This window comes from Streptomyces sp. DH10 (genome assembly GCF_029813805.1).
In the GTDB taxonomy this organism is placed as follows: Bacteria; Actinomycetota; Actinomycetes; order Streptomycetales; family Streptomycetaceae; genus Streptomyces; species Streptomyces coeruleofuscus.
Genome location: NZ_JARVKU010000001.1, coordinates 479,651 through 501,361 on the forward strand (window position 1 = coordinate 479,651; position 21,711 = coordinate 501,361).

Consider the following 21,711-nt stretch of genomic DNA (forward strand, 5'->3'; position numbering starts at 1 on the left):
GCCTTCAGATACGGGTCGTGCGGACGAGGCGAGTGGAGTGGTACGTCACCGGTCCTGGGACAGGGCCACGAGTTCCGCGAACAGCCCCCCGCCGTGGGCCAGTTCCTCGTATGTGCCCTGTTCGACGACCCGGCCCTGGTCCATGACGAGGATGCGGTCGGCGAGCTTCGTGTGTTCTCGAGCTGGTGGGTGACGACGATCGTCATGCGCTCGGCGGCGATCCGTCTGATCTCCAGGAAGACGGCGTGCTCGCCACGGGCGTCCATCTGGGAGGTCGGTTCGTCCAGGATCAGCAGCGGGGTCTGCCTGTAGAGCGCGCGGCCGCACGCGAGGCGTTGCCACTGCCCGCCCGACAACTCGGCGCCGCCCCAGAGTTCTTTGGCGAGAAGGGTGTCGAGCCGCTGGGGCAGTTTCTCCATCGCCTCGCGCATGCCGACGGCGTCGACGACGTCCCACACCGGTCCGTCGTCGTTCGTCCGCGGCTGGCCGAGGGTGATGTTCTCACGGGCGCGCAGCGGCCAGGCGGCGAAGTTCTGCGGGACGAGCGCGGTGCGTTTCCACACGGCGTCGGGGTCGGCTCGGGCCAGGTCGACGTCGTCCCACAGAACGCGGCCCTTGTCGGCGAGCAGAATGCCGGTGATGAGTCTGATCAGGGTCGACTTGCCCGAGCCGTTCTCGCCGACGACGGCCAGGATCTCGCCGCGCCGCAGCGTGAGCGATACGCCCGCGACGGCGGGTTCCTCCTTGCCGGGGTACTGGTAGACGACCTCGTCGAGGCGGATTCGGTCCACCCGGTCCGGGACGGCCAGGTCCCCGCGCCTGGGTGCCCGTTCGCCTGCCATGTCGAGGAAGGACCGCATGTCGGCGAGGTAGAGCGAGGTGTGGAACATCGCCGCGCCGTGGATGACGAACTGGGAGAGCGCGGCCAGTGTGGTCTGGACGGCGACCACGGCGGTGGCCGCGACGGGCAGGGCGATGCGGCCGGTGGCGGCCAGCCAGGCGAGCGCTGCCCAGGTGCACAGCAGGAAGGCCCCGCCCAGGGCGCTGGTGCCGAGGGTGATGCGCAGCATCCGCGGGGCGGCGGTCAGGGTGCGCCGGTCGATCCGGTCGGACAGGGCGCGGTACCAGTAGGTGAGGTAGCCGGTCATGCCGTTGGCGCGGACCTCGTCGCCGAAGCGGGAGTAGGTGGCCCACCAGCGCATCATGGAGCGCACGTTGCGGTCGCCGAGGTTGAGGTAGTGGGTCTCGTAGTCGACGCGTGCCGACAGGACGGCTCCGGCGCCGGCCGGCAGGACGGCCAGCAGGAGCAGGGGAAGCAGCAGCGGGTGCAGGGTCGTGACGACCCCGCTCGCGGCGATCATGCGGATGAGGGCGGACATGAACCGCTGGGCGTCCTGCACCATCAGCCGGGTCCGGGTGACGCCGATCTCGGCGGCCTCCTGCCGGTCGGCGAATCCGTCCTCACCGTAGGCGCTCGACTCCACGCGGCACACGGCGGTCACCAGCGCGATGTCCGCTTCGGTCGTCAGCCGCGGGGTGATCCGTCCGTCGGCGTACGAGGACAGGGCGCCGCTGACCCGGCCGATGGCCGCGGCCGTCGTCACGACGGTCAGGGCGGGCAGCGCGGCGTGCAGGCGTTCGGGCACGGTTCCGGTGCCGAGGAGGTGGGTCATCGCCTGTGCGGTGAACGCGAGGACGACGGCGGCCGCGGCGCCGGTGAGCAGCTGGCAGGCGAGGAGCAGCACGGCACCGGTTCTGTCGACGGCCCAGGCCATCCGGGCGGTACGCCCGAGCACGGAGGGCAGGCGTCGGCACATGGCGGTGAAGCCGGCGTCTGCCAGCGGGTTCTTGCCGAACTTGCCCTCGAAGGTGATGGTGGCCGGGGGTGGAGGGGGTGGTGCTTCCGCGTTGTCGGTCGAGGCGTCGGTCACGGTCACCTGTATCGCTCCTCGGGTCGTGCCGCGCCGGGTCGGCTCGGCGGTGCACGGCATAACGACGCGGCGCGGGAATCGAACGCGATCGATTCCGGACGCGTTCGACGCCAGACACGGCAAGGGCGCGAACGGGTGGGCACGGTCCTGAAGCCGCTCCCGGACGGCTTGAGTTGGCCGAATCGCCGAGGTCTGAAACCGCAGTGACGGATGGGGTTCGCGGACCCTGAGCCCGGCTGGCTCGCAGGACCGCGAGTGCGACCGGCCGCCCCTGCGGGTCAGCTCGCCGGGGCGGGGCCGGGCGGCAGGTGGACCGTCATGATCAGGTGGCAGGTCTCCGTGCCCGCGCCGCGATAGGTGTGCGGGGTGTCGCCGTCGAACGTGGCGGTCTGGCCCGCCTCGACGGTGTGCTCGGTACCGTCGACGATCAGGGTCATCCGGCCGGCGGTGACGCTGACGGTTTCCGCGACTCCGGCCTGGTGGGGGTGGCTGGGGTACTCCTCGTCCGGTTCCAGCCGCCAGCGCCAGACCTCGACCGGTGCCGGCCCCGACGTCGTCAGCATCAGCCGGGCCTCGCCGCCCCGCTCTCCGGTCCACAGGGGGGCCACGGCCTCGGCGGACACGACGCGGACGCGGCCTTCGGGTGATCCCTGCATCAGTGCGGAGACCGAGATGCCGAGGGTGTCGGCCAGCCGGACCAGGGTGGCCAGGTTGGGATTGCCCTGGGCTTTCTCCAGTCCCACCAGGGCGCCCTTGCTGACCTGGGCGCGCCGGCTGAGTTCCTCCAGCGTGAGGCCCGCGCGGATGCGGGCCGCCCGGACGTTGTGCGCGACCGTCCGCAGGGCTGCGGCTGTCTCGGCCACCTGATCACCATCCTTGCAGCTGGAACATTCGACTGTACCGTCCGGTCGTTTGGTTGACATCGGGCGGTCGTTCTGTTGTACGGTCTGGTCGTTCCACTGAATGGTAAGGGATGTCCTGTGATCGCTCTGCTGCTGGCCCTGGGCAGCTCGCTCGCCTACGGATGCGCCGACTTCCTCGGCGGCCTCGGCGCCCGCAAGGCCCATGTGCTGCGCACGGTGATGATCGCGGCTCCGGCGAGCCTCGCGGTCGAGCTGTTGTTGTGGCCGGTGCTCGGAGCCTCGTTCGGCGCCGGCACCCTCGGCTGGGGTGCCGCGTCCGGGGTCGCCTCCGCCGCCGCGTTCGCCCTGCTCTACCGCACGCTGGCGATCGGCCCGATGAACGTGCTGTCGCCCGTGACCGCGCTGGTGTCGGCCGCACTGCCCGTCGGCGTGGGTCTGGTGCAGGGCGAGCACCTGGCCACCGCGGGACTGGTGGGGCTGCCGCTCGCGCTGGTGGCGGTCGTGCTGGTCAGCGCCGGCCACGGCGCGGGCTCGGCGCGTCCCTCCCGCACGGCGCTGCTGCTGGCCTTCGGCGCGGGCGCCGCCATCGCCCTTCAGCTGGTCTGCCTGCACCAGGCGCCGTCCGACAGCGGAGTGGGGCCGCTGATCATCGGCCGGGCCGTCTCCTCGGCCGTGACGCTGGCCGCGGCGGGGCTGATGCACCGCAGGCTGGGCACCGAGCGGCCCGCGTACGCCCTGTCGGCGGCCGCGGGCGTGCTGGACTCCGTGGCGAACCTGCTGTTCCTGCTGGCCGCTCGCAGCGGAGACCTCGCCGTCGTCGCCGTGATCACCGCCCTCTACCCGGCCGGTACGGTCCTGCTGGCCCGCGGCGTGCTCGCCGAACGGATCCACCGGGGCCAGCTCGTCGGCCTCGGCACCGCCGCCGTCGCCGTCGGTCTGCTCGCCCTGACCTGAGCGGCCCCGCACTGTGCACCACCGAATCAAGGCCCGCCCCGACACGAGAAACGGCAAACCCGCCATGCCCGCATTTCACCTCACCCCCGCCGTCGCGGACGCCTTCCCCGACACCCTCATCGCCCTGGTCACCGCCACCGGCCTGCGCGGCCACGAATCCTGGCCCCACACCGCCACGGCCGTGGAGGATCTGGAGCGGCGACTCGTCGACGGCGCCTGGCAGCCCGCCGACGAGACCGACCCGCGCATCGAGGCCTGGCACACCGCCTACCGCTCCTTCGGCACCAACCCCCGCCGCATCCGCCCCAGCGTCGACGCGCTCGGCCGCCGCCTCGCCAAGAAGGGGACACTGCCGCGCATCAACCCGGCCGTCGACTCCTACAACGCCGTCTCCGTCCGCCACGGCCTGCCCGCCGGCGCCTTCGACCTGACCCACGTCACCGGGGACGTCGCCATCCGTCACGCGGACGGCAGCGAGTCCTTCACGCCGCTCGGCGAACCCGGCACCGTCGAGCATCCCAAGCCCGGCGAGATCATCTACGTGGACGCCACCGGCGTCCTGACACGCCACTGGAACCACCGCGACGCCCACCGCACCCGCGTCACCGAGGACTCCACGCACGTCGCCTTCGTCCTCGAAACCCTCCGCGCCACGCACGACGGCGACCACCTCAAGACCGCGGCGGAGGAGTTGCGCGGTCTGCTCGCCCCGCATGCCGCGCAGACCGCCGTGCACTTCCTCAGCCCGGCCGAGCCCCGGGCCACCGCCTGAGCTTCTGTCCGGGACCACCGTCCGCGCGAAAGGCCGCCCATGTACCTCCCCAAGCACTTCGTCCCCGACGAGGCCGCGGTCCGTGACCTGCTGGCCGACTACGGCGCGGCCGACCTGATCACCATGACCTCCGAGGGCCTCGTGGCCACCCTGCTGCCTTTCGAGTACGACCCGGACGCCGGCGAACACGGCGCCCTCGTCGGCCACATGGCACGCGGCAACGACCAGTGGCGCCGACCGGTGCAGGGCGAGGCCATGGTGATCGTCCGCGGGCCCCAGGCCTATGTGACGCCGTCGTGGTACCCGGCCAAGGAGGCGCACCACCGGGTGGTGCCGACCTGGAACTACATCACCGCGCACGTGTACGGGCAGTTGGTCGTGCACGACGACCCGGCCTGGATCGAGAGCCGGATACGCCGCCTGACCGACCGGCACGAAGCCGGGCGCGCCGAGCCCTGGTCCGTCGACCAGGCGCCGGCGGAGTTCGTCGAGCGGCAACTGCGCGGCATCGTCGGCGTCGAGGTGGTCATCAGCCGCGTCGAGGCCAAGTTCAAGCTCAGCCAGAACCAGCCGCGGAGCAACATCGAGGGGGTCGTCGCGGGGCTCGAAGCGCGCGGCCGGGCCGACGACGCCGCGGTCGCGGCAGCGGTACGCGCCCACACCCCGCACGCCGCCGAGGCCGGTCGTCGAGAGCGCTGAAACGCGACGAGCTCCTCAGCCGACGTCCGTGCCCGAGAGTCTCCTGGTGACGAGGCCGAGCGCGTGGGCGAGTTGTTCGCGGTGATCGTTCAGCACCTCGGGGGTGATGCCCCGGCCGGCCGTCTCACGGGCGAACTCGTCGGCCGCCACCTTGAGCACGGCGTTCATGGCGGCGGCCTGCACGCGCACCTCGAACGCCGCGGGCGGCATGCCCATGCGTGCGGCGAGCACCTCGGTGAACGTCTCCTCCGCGCGCTCCCTGAGGACGAGGTAGGCCGCGCGCAGCGCGGGTTCGTCATGGGTCATGCGGACCACGGCGAGAACCGCCTCGACGTCCTCGCCGGACGAGGAGTCGAGGACGGGCTGATAGGCCGTGCGCAGGTGCTCGATCAGGCCGGCTTCGGGCGGCCAGGCGTGCAGCACCGTCCGGAAGGCGTCGAGCATCTTCGTCAGCAGCGGCTCGACACAGCTTTCCTTGGTGGGGAAATACCGCCACAGCGTGCGCTCGGAGACCCCGGCGGCCCGCGCGATCTGCTCACCCGAGGTGGCGGCCACGCCCTGCTCGGCGAACAGCCGGACCGCGTGGCGGGAGATGCCGAGGCGTTGCCGCCCGCGTTGCTCGTCGCTCACCTTCGGCCGGCCCCGGCGGGGTGTACGACCGCTGTCCACCATGAGGTCCTCCATCAGGCGATCTAAACACGCACACGACAGGGGAGACGACTGACCGAAACTTTAATGACAGTTACTGCCAACAAACTGCTACGGTCGGGGCGGCTCGAAGATCGCATGCGGAGATCACAGGAGGAGCGCCATGAGCGTTACCGCCGAGCGACAGCAACTGCCCTTCCCGAGGCCGAACGTCCTCGACCTCGCGCCTCTGTACGACGTACTGCGCCGCGAGGCGCCGGTCACGCCGGTCACCACACCGGCCGGGGACCCCGCCTGGCTGGTCACCCGCTTCGAGGAGGTGCGCGACCTGCTCGGCGACAAACGACTCGGCCGCTCCCACCCGGAGCCGGAACGGGCGTCGCGCCTGACGTCCGCCGCAGTCATGGACGGCCCTACGGGCAACTACGCCACCGAGGAGGCCGACCACACGCGGATGCGCCGGCTGCTGACCCCGGCGTTCTCGGCCAAGCGGATGCGGATGCTCTCCGACCACGTCCAGCACCTGGTCGACACGTGCGTCGACCGGCTGATCACCGAGCACGCCGCCGCCCCCGACCGGGTCGTCGACCTCCAGGCCGGGCTGGCCTTCCCGCTGCCGGTCGCCGTCATCTGCCGGCTGCTCGGGGTGCCCGAGAGCGACCGTGAGCGCTTCGCCTCGCTGTCGGAGCGTATGTCCGACTACGCCATCGGCGGCGAAGCCCACCGGGCGCGGGACGGGTTCAACGAGTACATGACCTCTCTCGCCGAGACCAAGCGAGCACAGCCGGGCGAGGACGTGATCTCCGACCTCGTCCACGCGCAGAGCGCCGACGAGGACTACGACTACGCCGACATGATCCAGCTCTGCGTCGGGCTGCTGTTCGCCGGCCACGAGACCACGGTCAACCGCATCGGCCTGGGCACGCTCTTCCTGCTGACGCGTCTCGACCAGTGGCAGGCACTCACCGCCGACCCCGACGGCCGGGTCAACGCCACCGTCGAGGAGATCATGCGCCTGGGCGCGCCCGGCGACCTCGGGCTGCTGCGGTACGCGCACACCGACGTCGACGTCGCCGGTGTCACCATCCGGCGCGGCGACGCCGTGATCCTGTCGGTCAACTCCGCCAACCGCGACTCCTCCGTCTACACCGACGCCGAGACCTTCGACCCCGACCGCCCCGAACGCACCCACCTCGGTTTCGGCCACGGCGTGCACTTCTGCATCGGCGCGAGCCTGGCCCGGGTGGAGCTGCGCATCGTGTTCGCCACGCTGGCCCGCCGCCTGCCCGGTCTGCGGCTCGCCAAGGAACTGGACGAACTGGAGGTGCGCACCACCCTCACCGGCGGCGTCACGGAGCTGCCGGTGACGTGGTGACCCCCCGAGGTGATCTGGTGTCAGTGCGACTCACGGGTCACCTCGGAGCCGCTGGAACCGACGAGGAAGTCGAGGTCGGCTCCGGTGTCGGCCTGGAGGACGTGGTCGACGTAGAGCCGTTCCCAGCCGCGCCGGGGGCCGGCGAAGCCGGTGACGCCGGCGCGTACGAGGTCCAGGAGCTTCCGGCGCCGGTGGCCGGACCCGCCGAGGTCGTCGTCGATGTCGAGCGGGTCGGTGTGTGCGGCACGGACGCGGAGTTCTTCACCGGCGCGATGGCCTATCTCCACCAAGGCCACTCCACGTACCCGATGCGGCCGGGCCACGAGTGGGCCGGGCGGGTGGCGGCGGTCGGAGACGGTGTCGATCCCGCCTGGCTCGGCCGCCGTGTCATGGGTGACACCATGCTCGGCTGCGGCTCCTGCCGCCGGTGCCGGCGCGGCCGTCAGCACGTGTGCGAGCAGCGCAGGGAGGTCGGCATACGCGGGGGTGTGCCCGGCGCGCTGGCGGAGCAACTCGCCGTACCCGCCTCCTCGTTGCACGCCCTGCCCGATTCCGTCGACGCCGTGCTCGGCGCTCTGGTCGAGCCCGGCGGCAACGCCCTGCGCGCCGCCCGGGCCGCCGCGCCGGCGCCCGGGGACCGCGCCCTGGTCCTGGGCCCGGGGACGATCGGGCTGCTGGTGGCGATGTTCCTGCGCGCGTCCGGTGCCGAGGTGCACCTCATGGGCGCCACCGACAGCTCCCTCGCCTTCGCCCGCTCCCTGGGCTTCGAGCACGTGTGGACGGAGGGTTCCCTGCCGGACGTGCCCTTCGACGCGGCCGTCGACGCCTCGAACGCCGCCCGGCTGCCGGACATGGCCCTGGACCTGGTCGAACCGGGGGGCCGCCTCGTGTACATCGGGCTGGCCGGCGAGCCCAGCAGGATCGACACCCGCGCACTCGTCCTCAAGGACGTGACCGCGACCGGTGTCCTGTCCGCCTCCCTGGGCCTCGACGCCACCATCCGGGCGTACGCCGCCGGATGGGTCGACCCCAGGCCGCTCGTCGCCGCCACCGTGGGCCTGGACGAGGTGGGTCCCGTCCTCGCCGGCGAGCGCCCGGCCGGTTCGGGGCCCGGCCCCAAGATCCACGTCGAACCCTGAGGGTCCGCCGTCGCGTCACCGACCGGCGGCCGGTGCCCTGGCGGCGGGTGTGCGCAGGGCCAGGAGGGCGACGTCGTCCTCGTTGTCGGCGGGGCGGACGCGGCGCAGCAGGTGGTCGGTGAAGGAGGGCAGGGGGCGGTGGGCGAGGGCGGCGGCGTGCCGGCTCAGCCGTTCCAGGCCCTCGTCGAGGCTGTGGCCGGGTGCTTCGATCAGGCCGTCGGTGTACAGCACGAGGGTGGATCCGGGCGGGAGCAAGGTGGTGGCGTCGGGGCGCGGGGTGGCGGCTCCGGCGCCCAGGACGATGCCGTGTCCGTCGGTCAGGTAGCGCGCCAGCCCGTCGCGGCTGATCAGCAGGGGTGGCGGGTGGCCCGCGTTGGTCCAGGAGAGCTGCCACCGGCCGTCGTCGTCCGCCGACTCGATCCGGGCGAAGATCAGCGTGGCCATGTCGACGTCCGTGATGTGCTGGAGCGCCTCGTCGAGCCGTGTGACGATCCGGCTGGGGGGTTCGTGCTGGGACCAGGCGTAGGCGCGGAGCATGTTGCGCACCTGCGCCATGCCGGCCGCCGCCTCCAGGTCGTGCCCGACGACGTCCCCGACGGCCAGGGCGGTGGACCCGTCGGACATGGGGAAGGCGTCGTACCAGTCGCCGCCGACCTGCGAGGCGTCGGGTGCGGGCAGGTAGCGGACGGTCATCTGGAGGCCCGGAACTCCCGGCATCTGGGGCAGCAGGTGGCTCTGCATGGTCTCGGCGACCTTGCGCTGGCGCTGGTACAGGCGGGCGTTGTCCAGGGCGAGGCCGGCCCGGCGGGCGATGTCCTCGACCAGCGGGAGATCGGCCGGAGTGAAGGGGACCGGGTCCTCGGCCCGGCCGAGGGTCAGGGCCCCGAGGACAGCGCGTGTGCTGCGGATGGGCGCGATGGCCGCCGAGTGCATCCCCGTGACGTCGAACAGCCGGCGCTGCTCGACCGCGATGCCCGAATCCGGTTCGCGCTGGTAGGTGCCGGGCCCGGCCACCGTGGAGGCCACCCCGCGCAGGGCTCTGGACAGGGGCATCGGGGACGCCTCCGGGACGGGCGGCATCGGGCCCTGGAGATCGTCCCGGCGCACCAGGGCGCCGCCGTCGGCGTGGACGACTTCGGTACGCCAGACTTCGTCGTGCTCGGTGATCAGATCCACGATCACCCAGTCCGCCAGCCGGGGCACGACCAGGTTCACCAGGCGGTCCAGCGCCTCGTCGACATCGAGCGTGGAGGTCAGCCGCGTGGTGGCGTCGGCCAGCAGAGCCAGTCGCTCCAGCTCGGACAGCGGCCTGCCCGTCGGCTGGGGCTGCGGGCTGGTTTCCGGCGCGTGTTCGACGGTGTGGAACAGCACGAGCGTGCCGGCTCCGTCGTCGCCGATGTCGTACGGGGTGATCAGCCAGGAGATGGGCAGCAGCGCACCGTCTCCGCGTGCGAAGTAGTCCTCATCGGCCTGGGCGGTCCGCCCGGCGTGGAAGGCCTGCCGCATTCCGCACCGGCTCGTTGGCAGCGGTCGCCCGTGGGCGTCCCGGTGCAGCAGGTCGTGCGCGTCATGACCGATCAGGTCCTCGGTGGACCGGCCCAGTACGTCCCGGGCACGGGTGTTGACCGCGAGGATACGGCCCTCCTCGTCGACGACGTAGGCCCCGGTTCCGATGGCGTCCAGCCTTCGGGTCAGCGAGGTGTCGAGTACGGCCACGGACCGCTGTGCGGCGGTCTCCGTATGCTCCGGCCCTGCCATGTCGTCGCCTCCTCGCTGTTCGGCCGCCCCTGCCGACTGTCGGCCCTTCCACTGTGGGATGCCCTGCTGTGTTGCATCCCCGTGTGCCCCGTGGCACCGAAACCAGCCCCCCGTGGCTGCCACCGCTGGAAGCAGCCTGCCGGGAACGCCTGGTGGTTGTCCTGGTATGTGTCGAGCGCACCCGGGTAAACGCAGAGCGACAGAGCAACCCCGGCAGGGGCGAACACAACGAAAGAGCATCCGTATGGTCCTCCCGCTTGGGAAGCAGGCGGCAGATCGACCGGGCGCGGACGACCACGCCACGCTGCGCTTCGGCGCGGCCTGGGGCGACGGCGCGGCAAGCGCCGTCGACGCGCGTCTGGCCCTGCGCGCCTTCCTCGCCCATGGCCGGAACACCGCCCCCGCCACGATTCCGGCCTCTCTGGCCGTGGACGCCGAACTCGTCGTCAGCGAACTGATCACGAACGCGATCCGGCATGCTCCCGGACCCTGCGAGCTGATCCTGCGACTGCTCCGGGGACGGCTGGCCATCACCGTGCGGGACACCTCGGCGGAGCAGCCCACGGTGCGCCAGGGTGACCGGTTCCGCGTCGGCGGCCACGGACTGCGCCTGGTGCACACGGTCAGCGAACGGGTCGCCGTGGCACGCCGCGCCAGGGGAAAGCAGATCACCGCCTATCTGCGGCTGGCCCCGCACGACCACGCGAGCGCCGGTGCGGGGGCCGGTGCCGGGAGGACCGTGCTGGCCGCCGGCTGATCCTGGTCCGGGTCCTGTCCTGCCCCTGTCCCGGTACGCAGCCGACGGAGTCCGTACCCCGTGGGCGCGCGACGGAGTCCGTACGTCGTGGGCGCGTCGCGGAATCAGTTCTGCCGGGCGTGTACGGGGCTGTTGGCGACATCCTCCGGGCACTTCCCGTGCCGCTGGCGCGAGCGCCGGTCGCGTCTCCAGTCGGACGTCGCGAGGGCCAGGGACGCCAGCATGCCGAGGAGACCGGCGCCCAGTGCGATGGCGAGGGCGCCGCGGTAGTCGTCGCCGCTGCCGAGCACCAGGTAGAAGAGGCCGGGCAGGGCCGCGGTTCCCACCGCGGCGCCGAGCCGCTGCCCGGTCTGAAGGGCGCCGCCCGCCGCGCCCGCCATGTGCACGGGCACGTCGCGCAGCGTCATGGTGATGTTGGGTGAGATCACACAGCCGCTGCCGAGGCCGCCCAGGAACAGCACCGGGGCGGCGGCCCAGGGCGCGATGTCGAGGGGCGCGAAGCGGAGCAGCAGCGCGGTGCCGCCCAGCCCGGCGATCACGGCCGTGAGGCCGCCCACGGTGAGGATGCGGCCGAGCCGGTCCACCAGCCGGCCGGCGACCGCGGCCGCACAGGCCGAGCCGAGGGCGAAGGGGGTCACGGCGAGGCCGGAGCGGAGGGGGGAGAAGCCCAGGCCGTCCTGGTAGAAGAGCGCGAAGACCAGCCAGACGCCGCTGAAGCCGATGAAGTAGAGGGTGCCGACGCCGGCGCCGACGGCGTAGCCGCGCACGGTGGTGAACAGGCGCGGATCGAGCAGCGGCTGGGTGTCCCGCTCGACGAGGCGGCGCTGCCAGCGGCTGAAGCCGAAGAGGATCGCAGCACCGGCGGGGAACATCCACCACAGTCCGCCGAGGCCGCCGGAGCCCGCCTGGACCAGCGGGTACATCAACGCGAGGACACCGAGGCCGAGGAGCACGACGCCGGGCAGGTCCACGTGCTGCCGGCCGGTCCGCCGGGTGCGGGGCAGCAGGCGGCGGCCGAGGAGGACGGCGAGGATGCCGATGGGCACGTTGACGTAGAAGATCCACCGCCAGCCCTGGTCGCCGGCGGCCAGGGCGAGGATCAGCCCGCCCGCGAGAGGGCCGACGGCGGACGATATGCCGACGGTGGCGCCGAAGAAGCCGAAGGCGCGTCCGCGTTCGGCACCGCGGAACATCTGCTGGATGAGCGCGGAGTTCTGGGGAGCCATGAAGCCGGCCGCCAGGCCCTGGGCGAGGCGGGCCACCACCAGCAGCGTGATGCTGGGGGCCGCCCCGCAGGCCGCGCTGAAGACCACGAAGCCGCTGAGGGCCAGCAGGAAGATGCGGCGCCGGTCCAGCGCGTCTCCGAGACGGCCGGCGGTGACGAGCGCGAGGGCGAAGGCGAGGGCGTACCCGGACACCACCCACTGCACCTGCGCGGGAGAGGCGTCCAGGCCGCGCTGGACGGAGGGCAGGGCGACCGCCACGATCGACACGTCCAGCAGGCTCATGAAGCCGGCCACGAGGGTGACCCACAGGGCCCGCCACCGGTGCGGATCCGGCTCGTACCCGGCCTCCCGCGCGCCCTGGTTCCGGTCGCCCGCCGCCGACGCTGTCACATGGGCTCCTCTCGCCAGGCAGGCACCCGGGTAGGCATCCCAGGTGTGCACCGGCGAACCAAGTTCCCCCTCCGGGGCAGGGACACACCACGGCCGGCAGGCGGGCAGCGCCGATCTCGCCGAGACCACCGGTCATGACCCTCGGTAGTCATCCGAGTGCCGCGCGAAGGGGATCGTTTGAGCGCGCGAGATCTGTGCAGGCGTTGTGGTTGGCACAGACGACCGGCGAAAGGAACGACGTGATGGCGGCGCCCGACAACGACGAGTCGGTGGATCACGCAGCCGTGAGACGACACCGGGTGCTGTTCCGGGCGATCGAGAAACGACGCCATCCGAAGCTGCGCCGCAGCGACATCACCGTGACCGACGAGGCGGCGGTCAAGCGCGCCACGAAGGCCGCCGCCCTCGGCAACGCGATGGAGTGGTACGACTTCGGCATCTACAGCTATCTGGCCTCGACCATCGGGCAAGTCTTCTTCCCCTCGGGGAACGACACCGCCCAACTGCTCAGCTCCTTCGCGACGTTCGCGGTGGCCTTCCTGGTGCGTCCCCTCGGCGGAATGGTGTTCGGGCCGCTCGGCGACAAGGTCGGCCGCAAGCGCATCCTCTCCCTCACCATGATCATGATGGCGGTGGGGACCTTCGCCATCGGCGTCGTCCCCTCGCACGCCGTCATCGGTCTGTGGGCCCCGGCCCTGCTGATCTTCTTCCGGCTGGTGCAGGGCTTCTCGACCGGCGGGGAGTACGGGGGCGCCTCGACGTTCATCGCGGAGTACGCGCCCGACAAGCGGCGCGGTTTCTTCGGCAGCTTCCTGGAGCTGGGCACGCTCGCCGGCTACGTCGGGGCCTCCGGCCTCGTCGTCGTCCTCCAGACCCTCCTCAGCGACGACCAGATGCTGGCGTGGGGCTGGCGCATCCCCTTCCTGGCGGCGGCCCCGCTCGGCCTCATCGGCCTCTACCTGCGGCTGAAGCTGGACGAGACGCCCGCCTTCCAGAAGCTGGAGGGCGGCAAGGTCAAGGCGAGCGAGGCCGCCGAGGCCGTGGAGACCTCGGCCGCCGCCGACCTCGGCAAGATCTTCACCCGGTACTGGCGGCCGCTGCTGCTGTGCCTCGCGCTGGTCGCGGCGTACAACATCACGGACTACATGCTGCTGTCGTACATGCCGACGTACCTGTCCGACGAGCTGGGTTACGAGACCAACCACGGGCTGCTGATCCTGCTGCTCGTGATGGTGCTTCAGATGTGCGTCATCAACCAGGTCGGACGGCTGTCGGACCGCTTCGGGCGCAGGCCGCTGCTGATGGCGGGGATGCTCGGGTTCCTCTTCCTGTCCGTGCCGTCCTTCCTGCTCATCCGGCAGGGCAGTGTCGTCCTGATCGCCTTGGGCCTGCTGATGCTGGGGCTCTCGCTGGTGACGATGCTCGGCACGATGTCGGCGGCGCTCCCGGCGATCTTTCCCACCCACGTCCGGTACGGCTCCCTCTCGGTCGCCTACAACCTGGCCACGTCGATCTTCGGCGGTACGACTCCCCTGGTGATCACCGCCCTGATCAGCGCCTTCGACTCGACCCTCATGCCGGCCTACTACTCCACGGGTGCCGCGGTCATCGGCGTCATCGCCGTCCTGTGCATGAAGGAGACCGCCAACAAGCCCCTGGCCGGTTCCCCGCCGTCCGTCGAGACGCGGGCCGAGGCCGCGGAGATCGTCGAGGCACAGGCCCCGCGGCCCAGGTTCTGACCGTCCGACGGACGGCAGCGGTCCTTCGCCTCACAGGGCAGGGGCAGCGGCGGGCGGTCGTACCGGCCCGCCGCTGCCCCCGGTCGGTGCAATTACGGCCTGCGCCCCGTCGTGGAGGCGAAGCCCAGCCAGGTGTGCCGGTTGTTCCACCAGCACCAGCCGACCTTCGGGGCGTTGCGGCGCTCGCGGCCGTCGCGCCCGGTGCCGTTGCTGATCCAGATCGCCGGGGTGCGGGCGTCCATGCTGCCGTTGGGCTTGCGCAGCCGGGACCCGATGGTCATGAAGCAGCGGTTGCGCTCCAGGACCGCCGGCTCCTGGAGCACCCAGTGGATGCCCTCGGTGAGCAGCAGCGGCGTGCGGTCCTCCTTGGTGAGGACGGGCAGCGCCTCGTCCGGGCTCCAGTTGGCCATGTGGTCACCGCGGTCGACGCCGGTGACGACGTAGAGCGCGGTGTCCGGCAGTTCGACGGCGGTGGGTCTGAACTCGTCGACGTCGGGCATGTCGAGGACGACGAAGCCCGGTTTGCCCTCGCGGCGCAGCAGCGGCGCGAGGGCGGAGGCGGGTGCCCTGTCCGGGTGCACGGCCAGCAGGGCGCCCTCGCCGTCGGTCTCGGCGGCGAACGTACGGATGTCGTCGGCGGACAGCCCGGCGATCTCGTGCACCCCCAGTTCGATCAGCCGCTCGGCCTGCGCGCTCAGGGCCGGGAGTGCGGGCAGGACGGTGGACGTGTCGGGCGTGGCGTCGGGCACGATGCTCCCATGGTCGGTGGTGTGGACGAACTCATGTGCAACGAGCCGTTCTGCCGGGACGTTCCCGCGACGGATCACTTCTCCAGGAAGGCGAGCAGGGCCGCGTTGACCTCCTCCGCGTGGGTCCAGAGCAGTCCGTGCGGGGCGCCCTCGATCTCGACGTAGTCGGCGGCCGGGAGAGCCTTGTGGAACGGCCTGGCGGTGCCGTCCACGGGGAGGATGCGGTCGCCCGTGCCGTGCAGGATCAGGGCCGGCACGTCGATCGCCGGGATGTCGGCCCGGAAGTCGGTGTACCAGGTCGAGGGCGCGGCGGCCGCCGCGAAGAAGCCGCCGCCCGCGGCGACGTTCCAGCTGTTGCGGACGGCCTCCTCGCTGATCCGGCTGCCGAGGTTCTCGTCGAGGTTGTAGAAGTCCTTGTAGAAGTCCGTGTAGTACGCGTAGCGGTCGGCCTTGACCGCCGCGACGATCCCGTCGAAGAACTCCTTCGGGGCGACCCCCTGCGGGTTGTCGTCGGACTTGAGCAGGCAGGGCTCCAGCGAGGCGAGGAAGGCGACCTTGGCCACCCGGCCGGAGCCGTACCGGGACACGTACCGGGCGACCTCGCCGGTGCCCATCGAGAACCCGACGAGGACGGCGTCCCGCAGGTCGAGGGTCTCCATCACGGTGTTCAGGTCGGCGGCGAAGGTGTCGTAGTCGTAGCCGGTCGTCGGCTGGGCGGACTGTCCGAAGCCGCGCCGGTCGTAGGTGATCACGCGGTAGCCGGCGTCCAGCAGCACGGCGGTCTGCCGCTCCCAGGAGTGGCCGTCGAGCGGAAACCCGTGGATGAGGACGACAGGCTGACCGGATCCGTGGTCCTCGTAGTACAGGTCTATGGCGGTGGAGTTCTCCTGGCCCACGGTGATGTACGGCATGTGGTGCTTCCTCGTTTCCGGGTGGCTGGTGAGGGACCTGGCAACGCTAGGCCCGGAGCCGTGCGGCCGGTTGCCGGTGAGCGCACCGGCTCTTGACCGGGAGCGCACAGGAGCAGTCGTCGGGAGATCGTTAACCCCTCGCACCGACGCGACCGCGTGACACCATCGCCGCATGGAAGGCTTTTTGACGTCTGATCAGATCGACGCCCGTAAGTCCCGGGCTCTCGCCGCGGCCGTCGCCGCTGGTCGCGATCTGGGGCTCACGGTGACCGACGCGAGGGTGATCTACGACGTGTTCTCCGTCGTGGTGCACCTCGCTCCGTCGCCCGTGGTGGTGCGGGTGCCGACCGTCCTGCCGCCGTACTCCGGCCCTGAGTTCCAGGCGGCGCGGCAGCGGCTGGAGCTCGACGTGGTGGCGTGGCTGGCGGAACAGGGGCACCCGGTGATTCCGCCGAGTCCGCTCGCGCCGCGCGAGCCCGTCCAGCGGGACGGTTTCTCGATGACGTTCTGGCAGTTCGTCGAGCTGGACCAGAGCGTCGAGCCCGACTACGTGCACAACGCCGGCCTGGTCGCCGACCTGCACGCCGCGCTGCGCTCGTACCCGGGTGAGCTGCCGTTCCTGTCGGCGGCCGAACCGCGGTTCGTCTCCGAGGGACTTGCCGAGCTCGAAGGGCGGCCCGACCTGCTGGCCCCGGCCGACCTCGACCGCGCGCGGCGCGAGTGGGACGTCCTGGAACCCGTCATCAGCTCACGCGCGGGGTTCGAGGCGGCGTTCCCGGGCATCGAGTTCCAGCCGATCCACGGTGACTCCCCCGCGGCCAACATCGTCTCCGCCAAGGACGGCGAGCTGTACTCCGACTTCGAGCTGACCACGTTCGGACCGGTCGAGTGGGACCTGGCGGCTCTCGGTCCCCAATGCGAGGCCGCGTACAACGCGGCCGCCGAACGCCGGGGTCTGCGGCCGCTGGACGAGGGGGTGCTGCGAGTCGTCAATGCCGTGGGCATGTCCCGCGCGGTGGCGTGTCTCGCGCTCGCGCCCCAACTGCCCATGCTCGTGGACGCGTTGCAGCCGGCCGTCGAACAGTGGCGGACGATGCCGTTCGCCGGTGGCCTGGAGGGCTGAGCGGGAGGCGGCCGGCTCCGCTCACTCGGGCAGGGGCCGGTCGTCCACGACGTGTTTCATGACGAGGGTGGAGTTCAGGCGCTGGACGCCGGGCAGCCGGGCGAGCTGCTGGTCGTAGAGCTGCTGGAAGGCAGCCAGATCGGTGGTGGCGACGCGCAGGAGGTAGTCGGGGTCGCCGAACAGGCGCTGCGCCTGGAGCACGTGCGGCACCGCGGCCACGCCCTCTTCGAACGCGGAGACGGTGTCGGCGTCCTCCCAGCGCAGGGTGACGAAGACGAGCGCCTCGAATTCGAGGCCCACGGCGGCCGGGTCCACGACGGCCCGGTAGCCGCGGATGGCTCCCTCGCGTTCGAGGTCGCGCAGGCGGCGGTGGCAGGGCGAGACGCTCAGTTTCACCCGGGCGGCCAGCTCGGTGACCGTGAGACGGCCGTCGAGCTGTAGCTCGGTAAGAATTTTCCGGTCCAGGGCATCCATGGAGAAGATTCTGCCCCAGATGGCGCGATCAAGGAGTAAAGAAGGGAACACTTTCGGGCAGATCCGACCTAGCCTTCCTCTCGCGACAAGGCACGTGAGAGGGACCGATCGATGGACACGACGACGCTGGCGGCATTCCTGGCAGTGGATCTGCTGCTGGTGTTCACGCCCGGCGCGGACTGGGCCTATGCGATCACGGCGGGCGTCAGGGGCCGGTCGGTCGTCCCCGCGGTCGCCGGTCTGGTAGCCGGATACGCGGGATACACCCTTCTCGCGGTCGCGGGCCTGGTGGTGATCGTGGCGAACTCGGCGACCCTGCTCACCGCGCTGACCCTGGCCGGGGCCGGCTACCTGGTGTGGCTCGGCTGCGGCGTACTGAGGCAGCCCGCCGTGCTGACGGTCTCCGAGGACGAGGCGGGCTCCTCCCGCTTGCGGGTCATGCTCAGGGGAGCCGGGACCAGCGGACTGAACCCGAAGGCGCTGCTGCTGTACTTCTCGCTGTTCCCGCAGTTCATCGACCCCGCGGGCGGCTGGCCGGTCGCCACGCAGACCGGTCTGCTCGGCACGCTGCACATGACCGCCTGCGCCGTCGTCTACCTCGCCGTCGCAGTCCTGGCCCGCACCGTCCTGCGGACCAGGCCCGCCGCGGCCCGGGCGGTCACGCGTGTCTCCGGCGCCCTGATGATCGCCATCGGCGGGTTCCTGCTGGTGGAGCGCCTGACCGGCCGATGACGCGCTCCTCGCGGTGACTGACCGTCAGGGCGTGTCAGGACCCGGGGGCGGTGGCGGGAAGCCGCGAAGGGGTAGTCGGCGGTCCTCCCTGAGATGATGGCCGGGAAGCGGCAGGGGGCCACATCCGGAGGCACCGTGCAGGGACCCGTACCGGAGGACTTGGCGGTCGTCGTCGACGCCCGTGGGGTGATCACGGTGTGGAGCGACGGCGCTCGACGGCTGCTCGGATACGAGCCCGGCGAAATCGTGGGCCGGGGCGCCGCGCGCCTGCTCGCCGCAGACCTGCCCGGTGCCACGCAGCGTCACGTGGCCGACGGGCAGCGCTGGGCCGGTGAGGTCGCGCTGTGGCACCGGGACGGCGACCGTGTCGTGGTCCGGCTTCAGGGCACCCCGATGCTGGACGCGGACCGCGGGCGGCTCTGGCTCGTCACCGGCACGGCCCTCGCGCACACGGCGAGGCGGGCCGGGCACGGAGCCCTGACCCTGTGGGATCTCACACTCGCGCAGCTCCCCGTGCCGGTGGCGGTCTACGACCGTGAGGCCCGGCTCGTGGCCGCCAACGAGATGATGACCCAGGTGATGGGCAGGTCCGAGGAGGAGATGAAGGGCCTGACGCTCTGGGAGATCGAGCCCAGGCCGCCCTTCGACACGTACGACCGCCTCCAGCGTGAGGTCCTGCGCACCGGCGAGATGGTCTTCCACGAGGAGCACGGCCAGGCCCCGGGCGAGACGGGGCCGCATGCCTGGTCGATGTTCATGGCGCCGCTGAAGGACGAGACCGGTGCGGTGCAGGGCATGTCCGCGACTGTGTTCGACACCACGGAGCAGTACTGGGCCCGCCGCCGGCTGGCGGTGCTCAACGACGCCGGCCTGCGGATCGGGAGCACCCTGGACGTGACCCGGACGGCCGAGGAGCTGGCCGAGGTGGCCGTGAACGGATTCGCGGACTTCGTCACCGTGGACCTGCTGGAGTCCGTCGCCCTGGGCGACGAACCGGAACCGGTGCCGCTGGACGCGCCCGTCACCGTGCGGCGCACCGCGCAGCGGTCGGTGCTGGAGGGCTGCCCGGAGTCGGTGATCGCCTCGGGCGACGCCACGTTCTACCCCATGGACACGCTGCCGGTGCGGACGCTGGTCGCCGGCCGGGGCTCGCGGCACCGGTCGGGAGATCCGGGGCTGCGGGAGTGGATCAGGTCCACCCCGGCCCGCGCCGATTCGGTGTCCAGACACGTGATCCACTCGGTGATGATGGTGCCGCTGCGCGCCCGTGGGGTGACCCTCGGGCTGGTGCACTTCCTGCGGCACCGGACGGCGGAACCGTTCAGCGAGGACGATCTGCTGCTCGCGGAGGAGATCGTCACCAGGGCGGCGGTGAGCGTGGACAACGCCCGCCGCTACACCCGGGAACGCCGGACGGCACTGGCACTTCAGCGCAGCCTCCTGCCCGACCGGCCGCCGGACCTGGCCGCGATGCAGATCGCCTACCGCTATCTGCCGGCCGGTTCCGGAGCGGACATCGGGGGCGACTGGTTCGACGTGATCCCGCTGTCCGGCACGCGGGTCGCCCTGGTCGTGGGCGACGTGGTGGGACACGGCATCCAGGCCTCGGCCACGATGGGCCGGCTGCGGACCGCGGTGCGGACGCTCGCGGATGTCGATCTCGCCCCCGACGAGCTGCTCACCCAGCTGGACGATCTCGTCATCCGGATCGACCGGGAAGAGGGCCCGGAGGCACGCGGGCGGGCGGCGGAGACCTCGGGACAGGTCGGCGCCACCTGCCTGTACGCCGTGTACGACCCGGTGTCCCGCCGCTGCACGATGGCCCGGGCCGGGCATCCGCCGCCCGCCCTGGTCACGCCCGACGGCGCCGTACGGTTCCTGGATCTGCCGGCCGGGCCGCCACTGGGTGTGGGCGGCCTGCCGTTCGAAGCCGTCGAAGTGCCGCTGGAGGAGAACAGCCTGCTCGCCCTCTACACCGACGGGCTGATCAACGCCGCCGACCACGACATGGAGGCCGGGCTCGCCCTGCTCCGCGAGGCGCTGGGCAACCCTGCCGGGGAGCTGGAGGAGACCTGTGAGCAGGTGCTGCGCACGGTGCTGGCCGGCCGTCCCGCCGACGACATCGTGCTGATGCTGGCCCGGACCGCCGCGCTCGACGCCGGGAAGGTGCGCACCTGGCAGCTGCCGCCCGACCCCGCGGCCGTGGCCCGGGCCCGCAGGATGGCGGGCGAGCAACTGGCCGCCTGGGGGCTGGCGGAGGCGGAGTTCACCACGGAACTCATCGTCAGTGAGCTGGTCACCAACGCGCTGCGGTACGGCGGCGCGCCCATCGAACTGCGGCTGATCCGCGACTCGGCCCTCATCTGCGAGGTGTCCGACGGCAGCAGCACCGCACCCCACCTGCGCCGGGCCCGCGTGTTCGACGAGGGCGGACGAGGACTGCTGCTCGTCGCCCAGCTCTCCGAACGCTGGGGCAGCCGCCAGACCCCCACGGGCAAGACCATCTGGGCGGAACAGCCGCTGCCGGGACAGGCCGGCGGGGCTGGTGATCACTACACCTAGCGCGTGTCGACGATGCCGCCGGTCACCGCGATGACCTCGCCGACCGTGTAGCTGGAGTCGGCGTCCGAGGCGAGGTAGACGTACGTCGGTGCGATCTCCTCCGGCTGGGCCGCGCGTTCGAGCGGAGCCTCGCTGCCGATGTGGGCGAGCCCGTCCGGTGGCATGTGCTGGTCGGCCTCGTTGAGCGGCGTCCAGGTCGGGCCCGGCGCGACCACGTTCGCGCGCACGCCGCGCTTGGCCAGGTGCACGGCGACGGACTTGGTCAGGGTGATCAGCGCGGCCTTGGACGCCGCGTAGTCGATCATCGTCGTACTGCCCTTGAGCGCCTCTTCGGTGGCCGTGGCGATGACGGCGTCGCCCGGCTCCAGGTGGGGCAGCGCCGCCATGAGCAGGTGGAAGTACGCGTAGACGTTCGTCTTGAACGTCCGGTCGAAGTCCTCGGCGGTCAACTGGTCGAGTTCGAGCTTGCTGTTGAGGTACGCGGCGTTGCTCACCAGGATGTTCAGCCCGCCGAGCTCCGCCGCCGTCCGCTCGACGGCCTCGCGGCAGAACTCCGGGTCGGTGAGGTCGCCGGGTAGCAGCAGGCAGCGCCGGCCTTGGTCCTCGACCTCGCGCCGGACGCGCTCCGCGTCCACCTGCTCCTCGGGAAGGTAGACGATGGCGACGTCGGCGCCCTCCCGCGCGTACAGCAGCGCCACCGCCCGTCCGATACCCGAGTCGCCGCCGGTGATCAGCGCGGCCTTCCCCTCCAGCTTTCCGCTGGCCCGGTAGCGGCTCGCCCGGTAGCGCGGCTGGGTGCGCATGTCGGCCTCGAGGCCGGGCCGTTGCTGCTTTTCGGAGTCGTAGGGCGGGTCGGGCTCGGACACGACCTGCGGTGCGGACCGTTCCTGCTCGGGCTGCACGGGTTTT

General features: G+C 71.7%; 18 protein-coding genes and 1 pseudogene. 10 read left to right on the forward strand and 9 right to left on the reverse strand.

The window, feature by feature from the left end; translation table 11 throughout:
- Positions 1–45 precede the first annotated feature (45 nt).
- A pseudogene (locus tag QC385_RS02040) lies at positions 46–1,931 on the reverse strand (ATP-binding cassette domain-containing protein).
- A gap of 278 nt (positions 1,932–2,209) precedes the next feature.
- Complete coding sequence (locus tag QC385_RS02045; protein WP_279539488.1) at positions 2,210–2,794, reverse strand: helix-turn-helix domain-containing protein; 585 nt, start codon at positions 2,792–2,794, stop codon at positions 2,210–2,212.
- Positions 2,795–2,911: 117 nt separating this feature from the next.
- Here QC385_RS02045 and QC385_RS02050 point away from each other — a divergent pair, with 117 nt between their 5' ends.
- From QC385_RS02050 to QC385_RS02060, 3 genes are all read left to right on the forward strand, one after another.
- On the forward strand, positions 2,912–3,748 hold the full coding sequence (locus QC385_RS02050) for a DMT family transporter (RefSeq protein ID WP_279539489.1): 837 nt from the start codon (positions 2,912–2,914) through the stop codon (positions 3,746–3,748).
- A 64-nt stretch (positions 3,749–3,812) separates the two neighbouring features.
- Positions 3,813–4,520: a B3/B4 domain-containing protein gene (locus tag QC385_RS02055; protein WP_279539490.1), complete on the forward strand. Its 708-nt coding sequence runs from the start codon at positions 3,813–3,815 to the stop codon at positions 4,518–4,520.
- A 39-nt stretch (positions 4,521–4,559) separates the two neighbouring features.
- On the forward strand, positions 4,560–5,219 hold the full coding sequence (locus QC385_RS02060; protein ID WP_279539491.1) for an FMN-binding negative transcriptional regulator: 660 nt from the start codon (positions 4,560–4,562) through the stop codon (positions 5,217–5,219).
- Positions 5,220–5,234: 15 nt separating this feature from the next.
- Here QC385_RS02060 and QC385_RS02065 read toward each other — a convergent pair whose 3' ends face one another.
- Positions 5,235–5,903: a TetR/AcrR family transcriptional regulator gene (locus tag QC385_RS02065; RefSeq protein ID WP_279539492.1), complete on the reverse strand. Its 669-nt coding sequence runs from the start codon at positions 5,901–5,903 to the stop codon at positions 5,235–5,237.
- 127 nt (positions 5,904–6,030) lie between these two features.
- On the opposite strand from QC385_RS02065, the gene QC385_RS02070 reads away from it, so the two are divergent.
- Both QC385_RS02070 and QC385_RS02075 read left to right on the forward strand, forming a co-directional pair.
- Positions 6,031–7,242, forward strand: a complete 1,212-nt coding sequence (locus QC385_RS02070; protein ID WP_279539493.1) for a cytochrome P450 — start codon at positions 6,031–6,033, stop codon at positions 7,240–7,242.
- Between the two features lie 101 nt (positions 7,243–7,343).
- Positions 7,344–8,381 (forward strand): zinc-dependent alcohol dehydrogenase, encoded by a 1,038-nt coding sequence (locus tag QC385_RS02075; RefSeq protein ID WP_279539494.1) that lies wholly within the window; start codon positions 7,344–7,346, stop codon positions 8,379–8,381.
- Between the two features lie 15 nt (positions 8,382–8,396).
- Here the strand turns inward: QC385_RS02075 and QC385_RS02080 are convergent, their stop codons facing one another.
- Complete coding sequence (locus tag QC385_RS02080; RefSeq protein ID WP_279539495.1) at positions 8,397–10,139, reverse strand: SpoIIE family protein phosphatase; 1,743 nt, start codon at positions 10,137–10,139, stop codon at positions 8,397–8,399.
- Between the two features lie 244 nt (positions 10,140–10,383).
- On the opposite strand from QC385_RS02080, the gene QC385_RS02085 reads away from it, so the two are divergent.
- On the forward strand, positions 10,384–10,896 hold the full coding sequence (locus tag QC385_RS02085; protein WP_279539496.1) for an ATP-binding protein: 513 nt from the start codon (positions 10,384–10,386) through the stop codon (positions 10,894–10,896).
- 104 nt (positions 10,897–11,000) lie between these two features.
- On the opposite strand, the gene QC385_RS02090 is transcribed toward QC385_RS02085, so the two are convergent.
- Entirely contained in the window at positions 11,001–12,512 is a 1,512-nt protein-coding gene (locus QC385_RS02090; RefSeq protein ID WP_279539497.1) for an MFS transporter, read from the reverse strand.
- Positions 12,513–12,754: 242 nt separating this feature from the next.
- Here QC385_RS02090 and proP point away from each other — a divergent pair, with 242 nt between their 5' ends.
- Positions 12,755–14,251 (forward strand): glycine betaine/L-proline transporter ProP, encoded by a 1,497-nt coding sequence (gene proP, locus QC385_RS02095; RefSeq protein WP_279539498.1) that lies wholly within the window; start codon positions 12,755–12,757, stop codon positions 14,249–14,251.
- 92 nt (positions 14,252–14,343) lie between these two features.
- On the opposite strand, the gene QC385_RS02100 is transcribed toward proP, so the two are convergent.
- Entirely contained in the window at positions 14,344–15,000 is a 657-nt protein-coding gene (locus tag QC385_RS02100) for a DUF5701 family protein (protein WP_279539499.1), read from the reverse strand.
- A 74-nt stretch (positions 15,001–15,074) separates the two neighbouring features.
- A complete protein-coding gene (locus QC385_RS02105) occupies positions 15,075–15,911 on the reverse strand; it encodes an alpha/beta fold hydrolase (RefSeq protein ID WP_279539500.1) in 837 nt (278 codons plus the stop codon).
- Positions 15,912–16,083: 172 nt separating this feature from the next.
- Here QC385_RS02105 and QC385_RS02110 point away from each other — a divergent pair, with 172 nt between their 5' ends.
- On the forward strand, positions 16,084–17,034 hold the full coding sequence (locus tag QC385_RS02110) for a phosphotransferase (RefSeq protein WP_336621264.1): 951 nt from the start codon (positions 16,084–16,086) through the stop codon (positions 17,032–17,034).
- 21 nt (positions 17,035–17,055) lie between these two features.
- Here the strand turns inward: QC385_RS02110 and QC385_RS02115 are convergent, their stop codons facing one another.
- Complete coding sequence (locus tag QC385_RS02115) at positions 17,056–17,508, reverse strand: Lrp/AsnC family transcriptional regulator (RefSeq protein ID WP_279539502.1); 453 nt, start codon at positions 17,506–17,508, stop codon at positions 17,056–17,058.
- A gap of 111 nt (positions 17,509–17,619) precedes the next feature.
- Here QC385_RS02115 and QC385_RS02120 point away from each other — a divergent pair, with 111 nt between their 5' ends.
- Both QC385_RS02120 and QC385_RS02125 read left to right on the forward strand, forming a co-directional pair.
- The gene (locus QC385_RS02120; protein WP_279539503.1) at positions 17,620–18,240 is read left to right on the forward strand and encodes a LysE family translocator; all 621 of its coding nucleotides are present in this window, start codon (positions 17,620–17,622) and stop codon (positions 18,238–18,240) included.
- A 135-nt stretch (positions 18,241–18,375) separates the two neighbouring features.
- Positions 18,376–20,802: a SpoIIE family protein phosphatase gene (locus QC385_RS02125; RefSeq protein WP_279539504.1), complete on the forward strand. Its 2,427-nt coding sequence runs from the start codon at positions 18,376–18,378 to the stop codon at positions 20,800–20,802.
- On the opposite strand, the gene QC385_RS02130 is transcribed toward QC385_RS02125, so the two are convergent.
- Positions 20,799–21,704 carry an SDR family oxidoreductase gene (locus QC385_RS02130; protein WP_279539505.1) on the reverse strand — a complete coding sequence of 302 codons (906 nt, stop codon included), beginning with the start codon at positions 21,702–21,704 and terminating at the stop codon, positions 20,799–20,801. The genes QC385_RS02125 and QC385_RS02130 overlap by 4 nt on opposite strands.
- Positions 21,705–21,711: the final 7 nt, after the last annotated feature.

Excerpts from the sequence above, each read along its gene's own strand:
- QC385_RS02055 (WP_279539490.1), top strand. The coding sequence starts at position 3,813 with ATGCCCGCATTTCACCTCACCCCCGCCGTCGCGGACGCCTTCCCCGAC.
- QC385_RS02060 (WP_279539491.1), top strand. The coding sequence starts at position 4,560 with ATGTACCTCCCCAAGCACTTCGTCCCCGACGAGGCCGCGGTCCGTGAC.
- QC385_RS02065 (WP_279539492.1), bottom strand. The coding sequence starts at position 5,903 with ATGGAGGACCTCATGGTGGACAGCGGTCGTACACCCCGCCGGGGCCGG.
- QC385_RS02070 (WP_279539493.1), top strand. The coding sequence starts at position 6,031 with ATGAGCGTTACCGCCGAGCGACAGCAACTGCCCTTCCCGAGGCCGAAC.
- QC385_RS02080 (WP_279539495.1), bottom strand. The coding sequence starts at position 10,139 with ATGGCAGGGCCGGAGCATACGGAGACCGCCGCACAGCGGTCCGTGGCC.
- QC385_RS02085 (WP_279539496.1), top strand. The coding sequence starts at position 10,384 with ATGGTCCTCCCGCTTGGGAAGCAGGCGGCAGATCGACCGGGCGCGGAC.
- proP (WP_279539498.1), top strand. The coding sequence starts at position 12,755 with ATGGCGGCGCCCGACAACGACGAGTCGGTGGATCACGCAGCCGTGAGA.
- QC385_RS02105 (WP_279539500.1), bottom strand. The coding sequence starts at position 15,911 with ATGCCGTACATCACCGTGGGCCAGGAGAACTCCACCGCCATAGACCTG.
- QC385_RS02110 (WP_336621264.1), top strand. The coding sequence starts at position 16,084 with ATGGAAGGCTTTTTGACGTCTGATCAGATCGACGCCCGTAAGTCCCGG.
- QC385_RS02115 (WP_279539502.1), bottom strand. The coding sequence starts at position 17,508 with ATGGATGCCCTGGACCGGAAAATTCTTACCGAGCTACAGCTCGACGGC.
- QC385_RS02120 (WP_279539503.1), top strand. The coding sequence starts at position 17,620 with ATGGACACGACGACGCTGGCGGCATTCCTGGCAGTGGATCTGCTGCTG.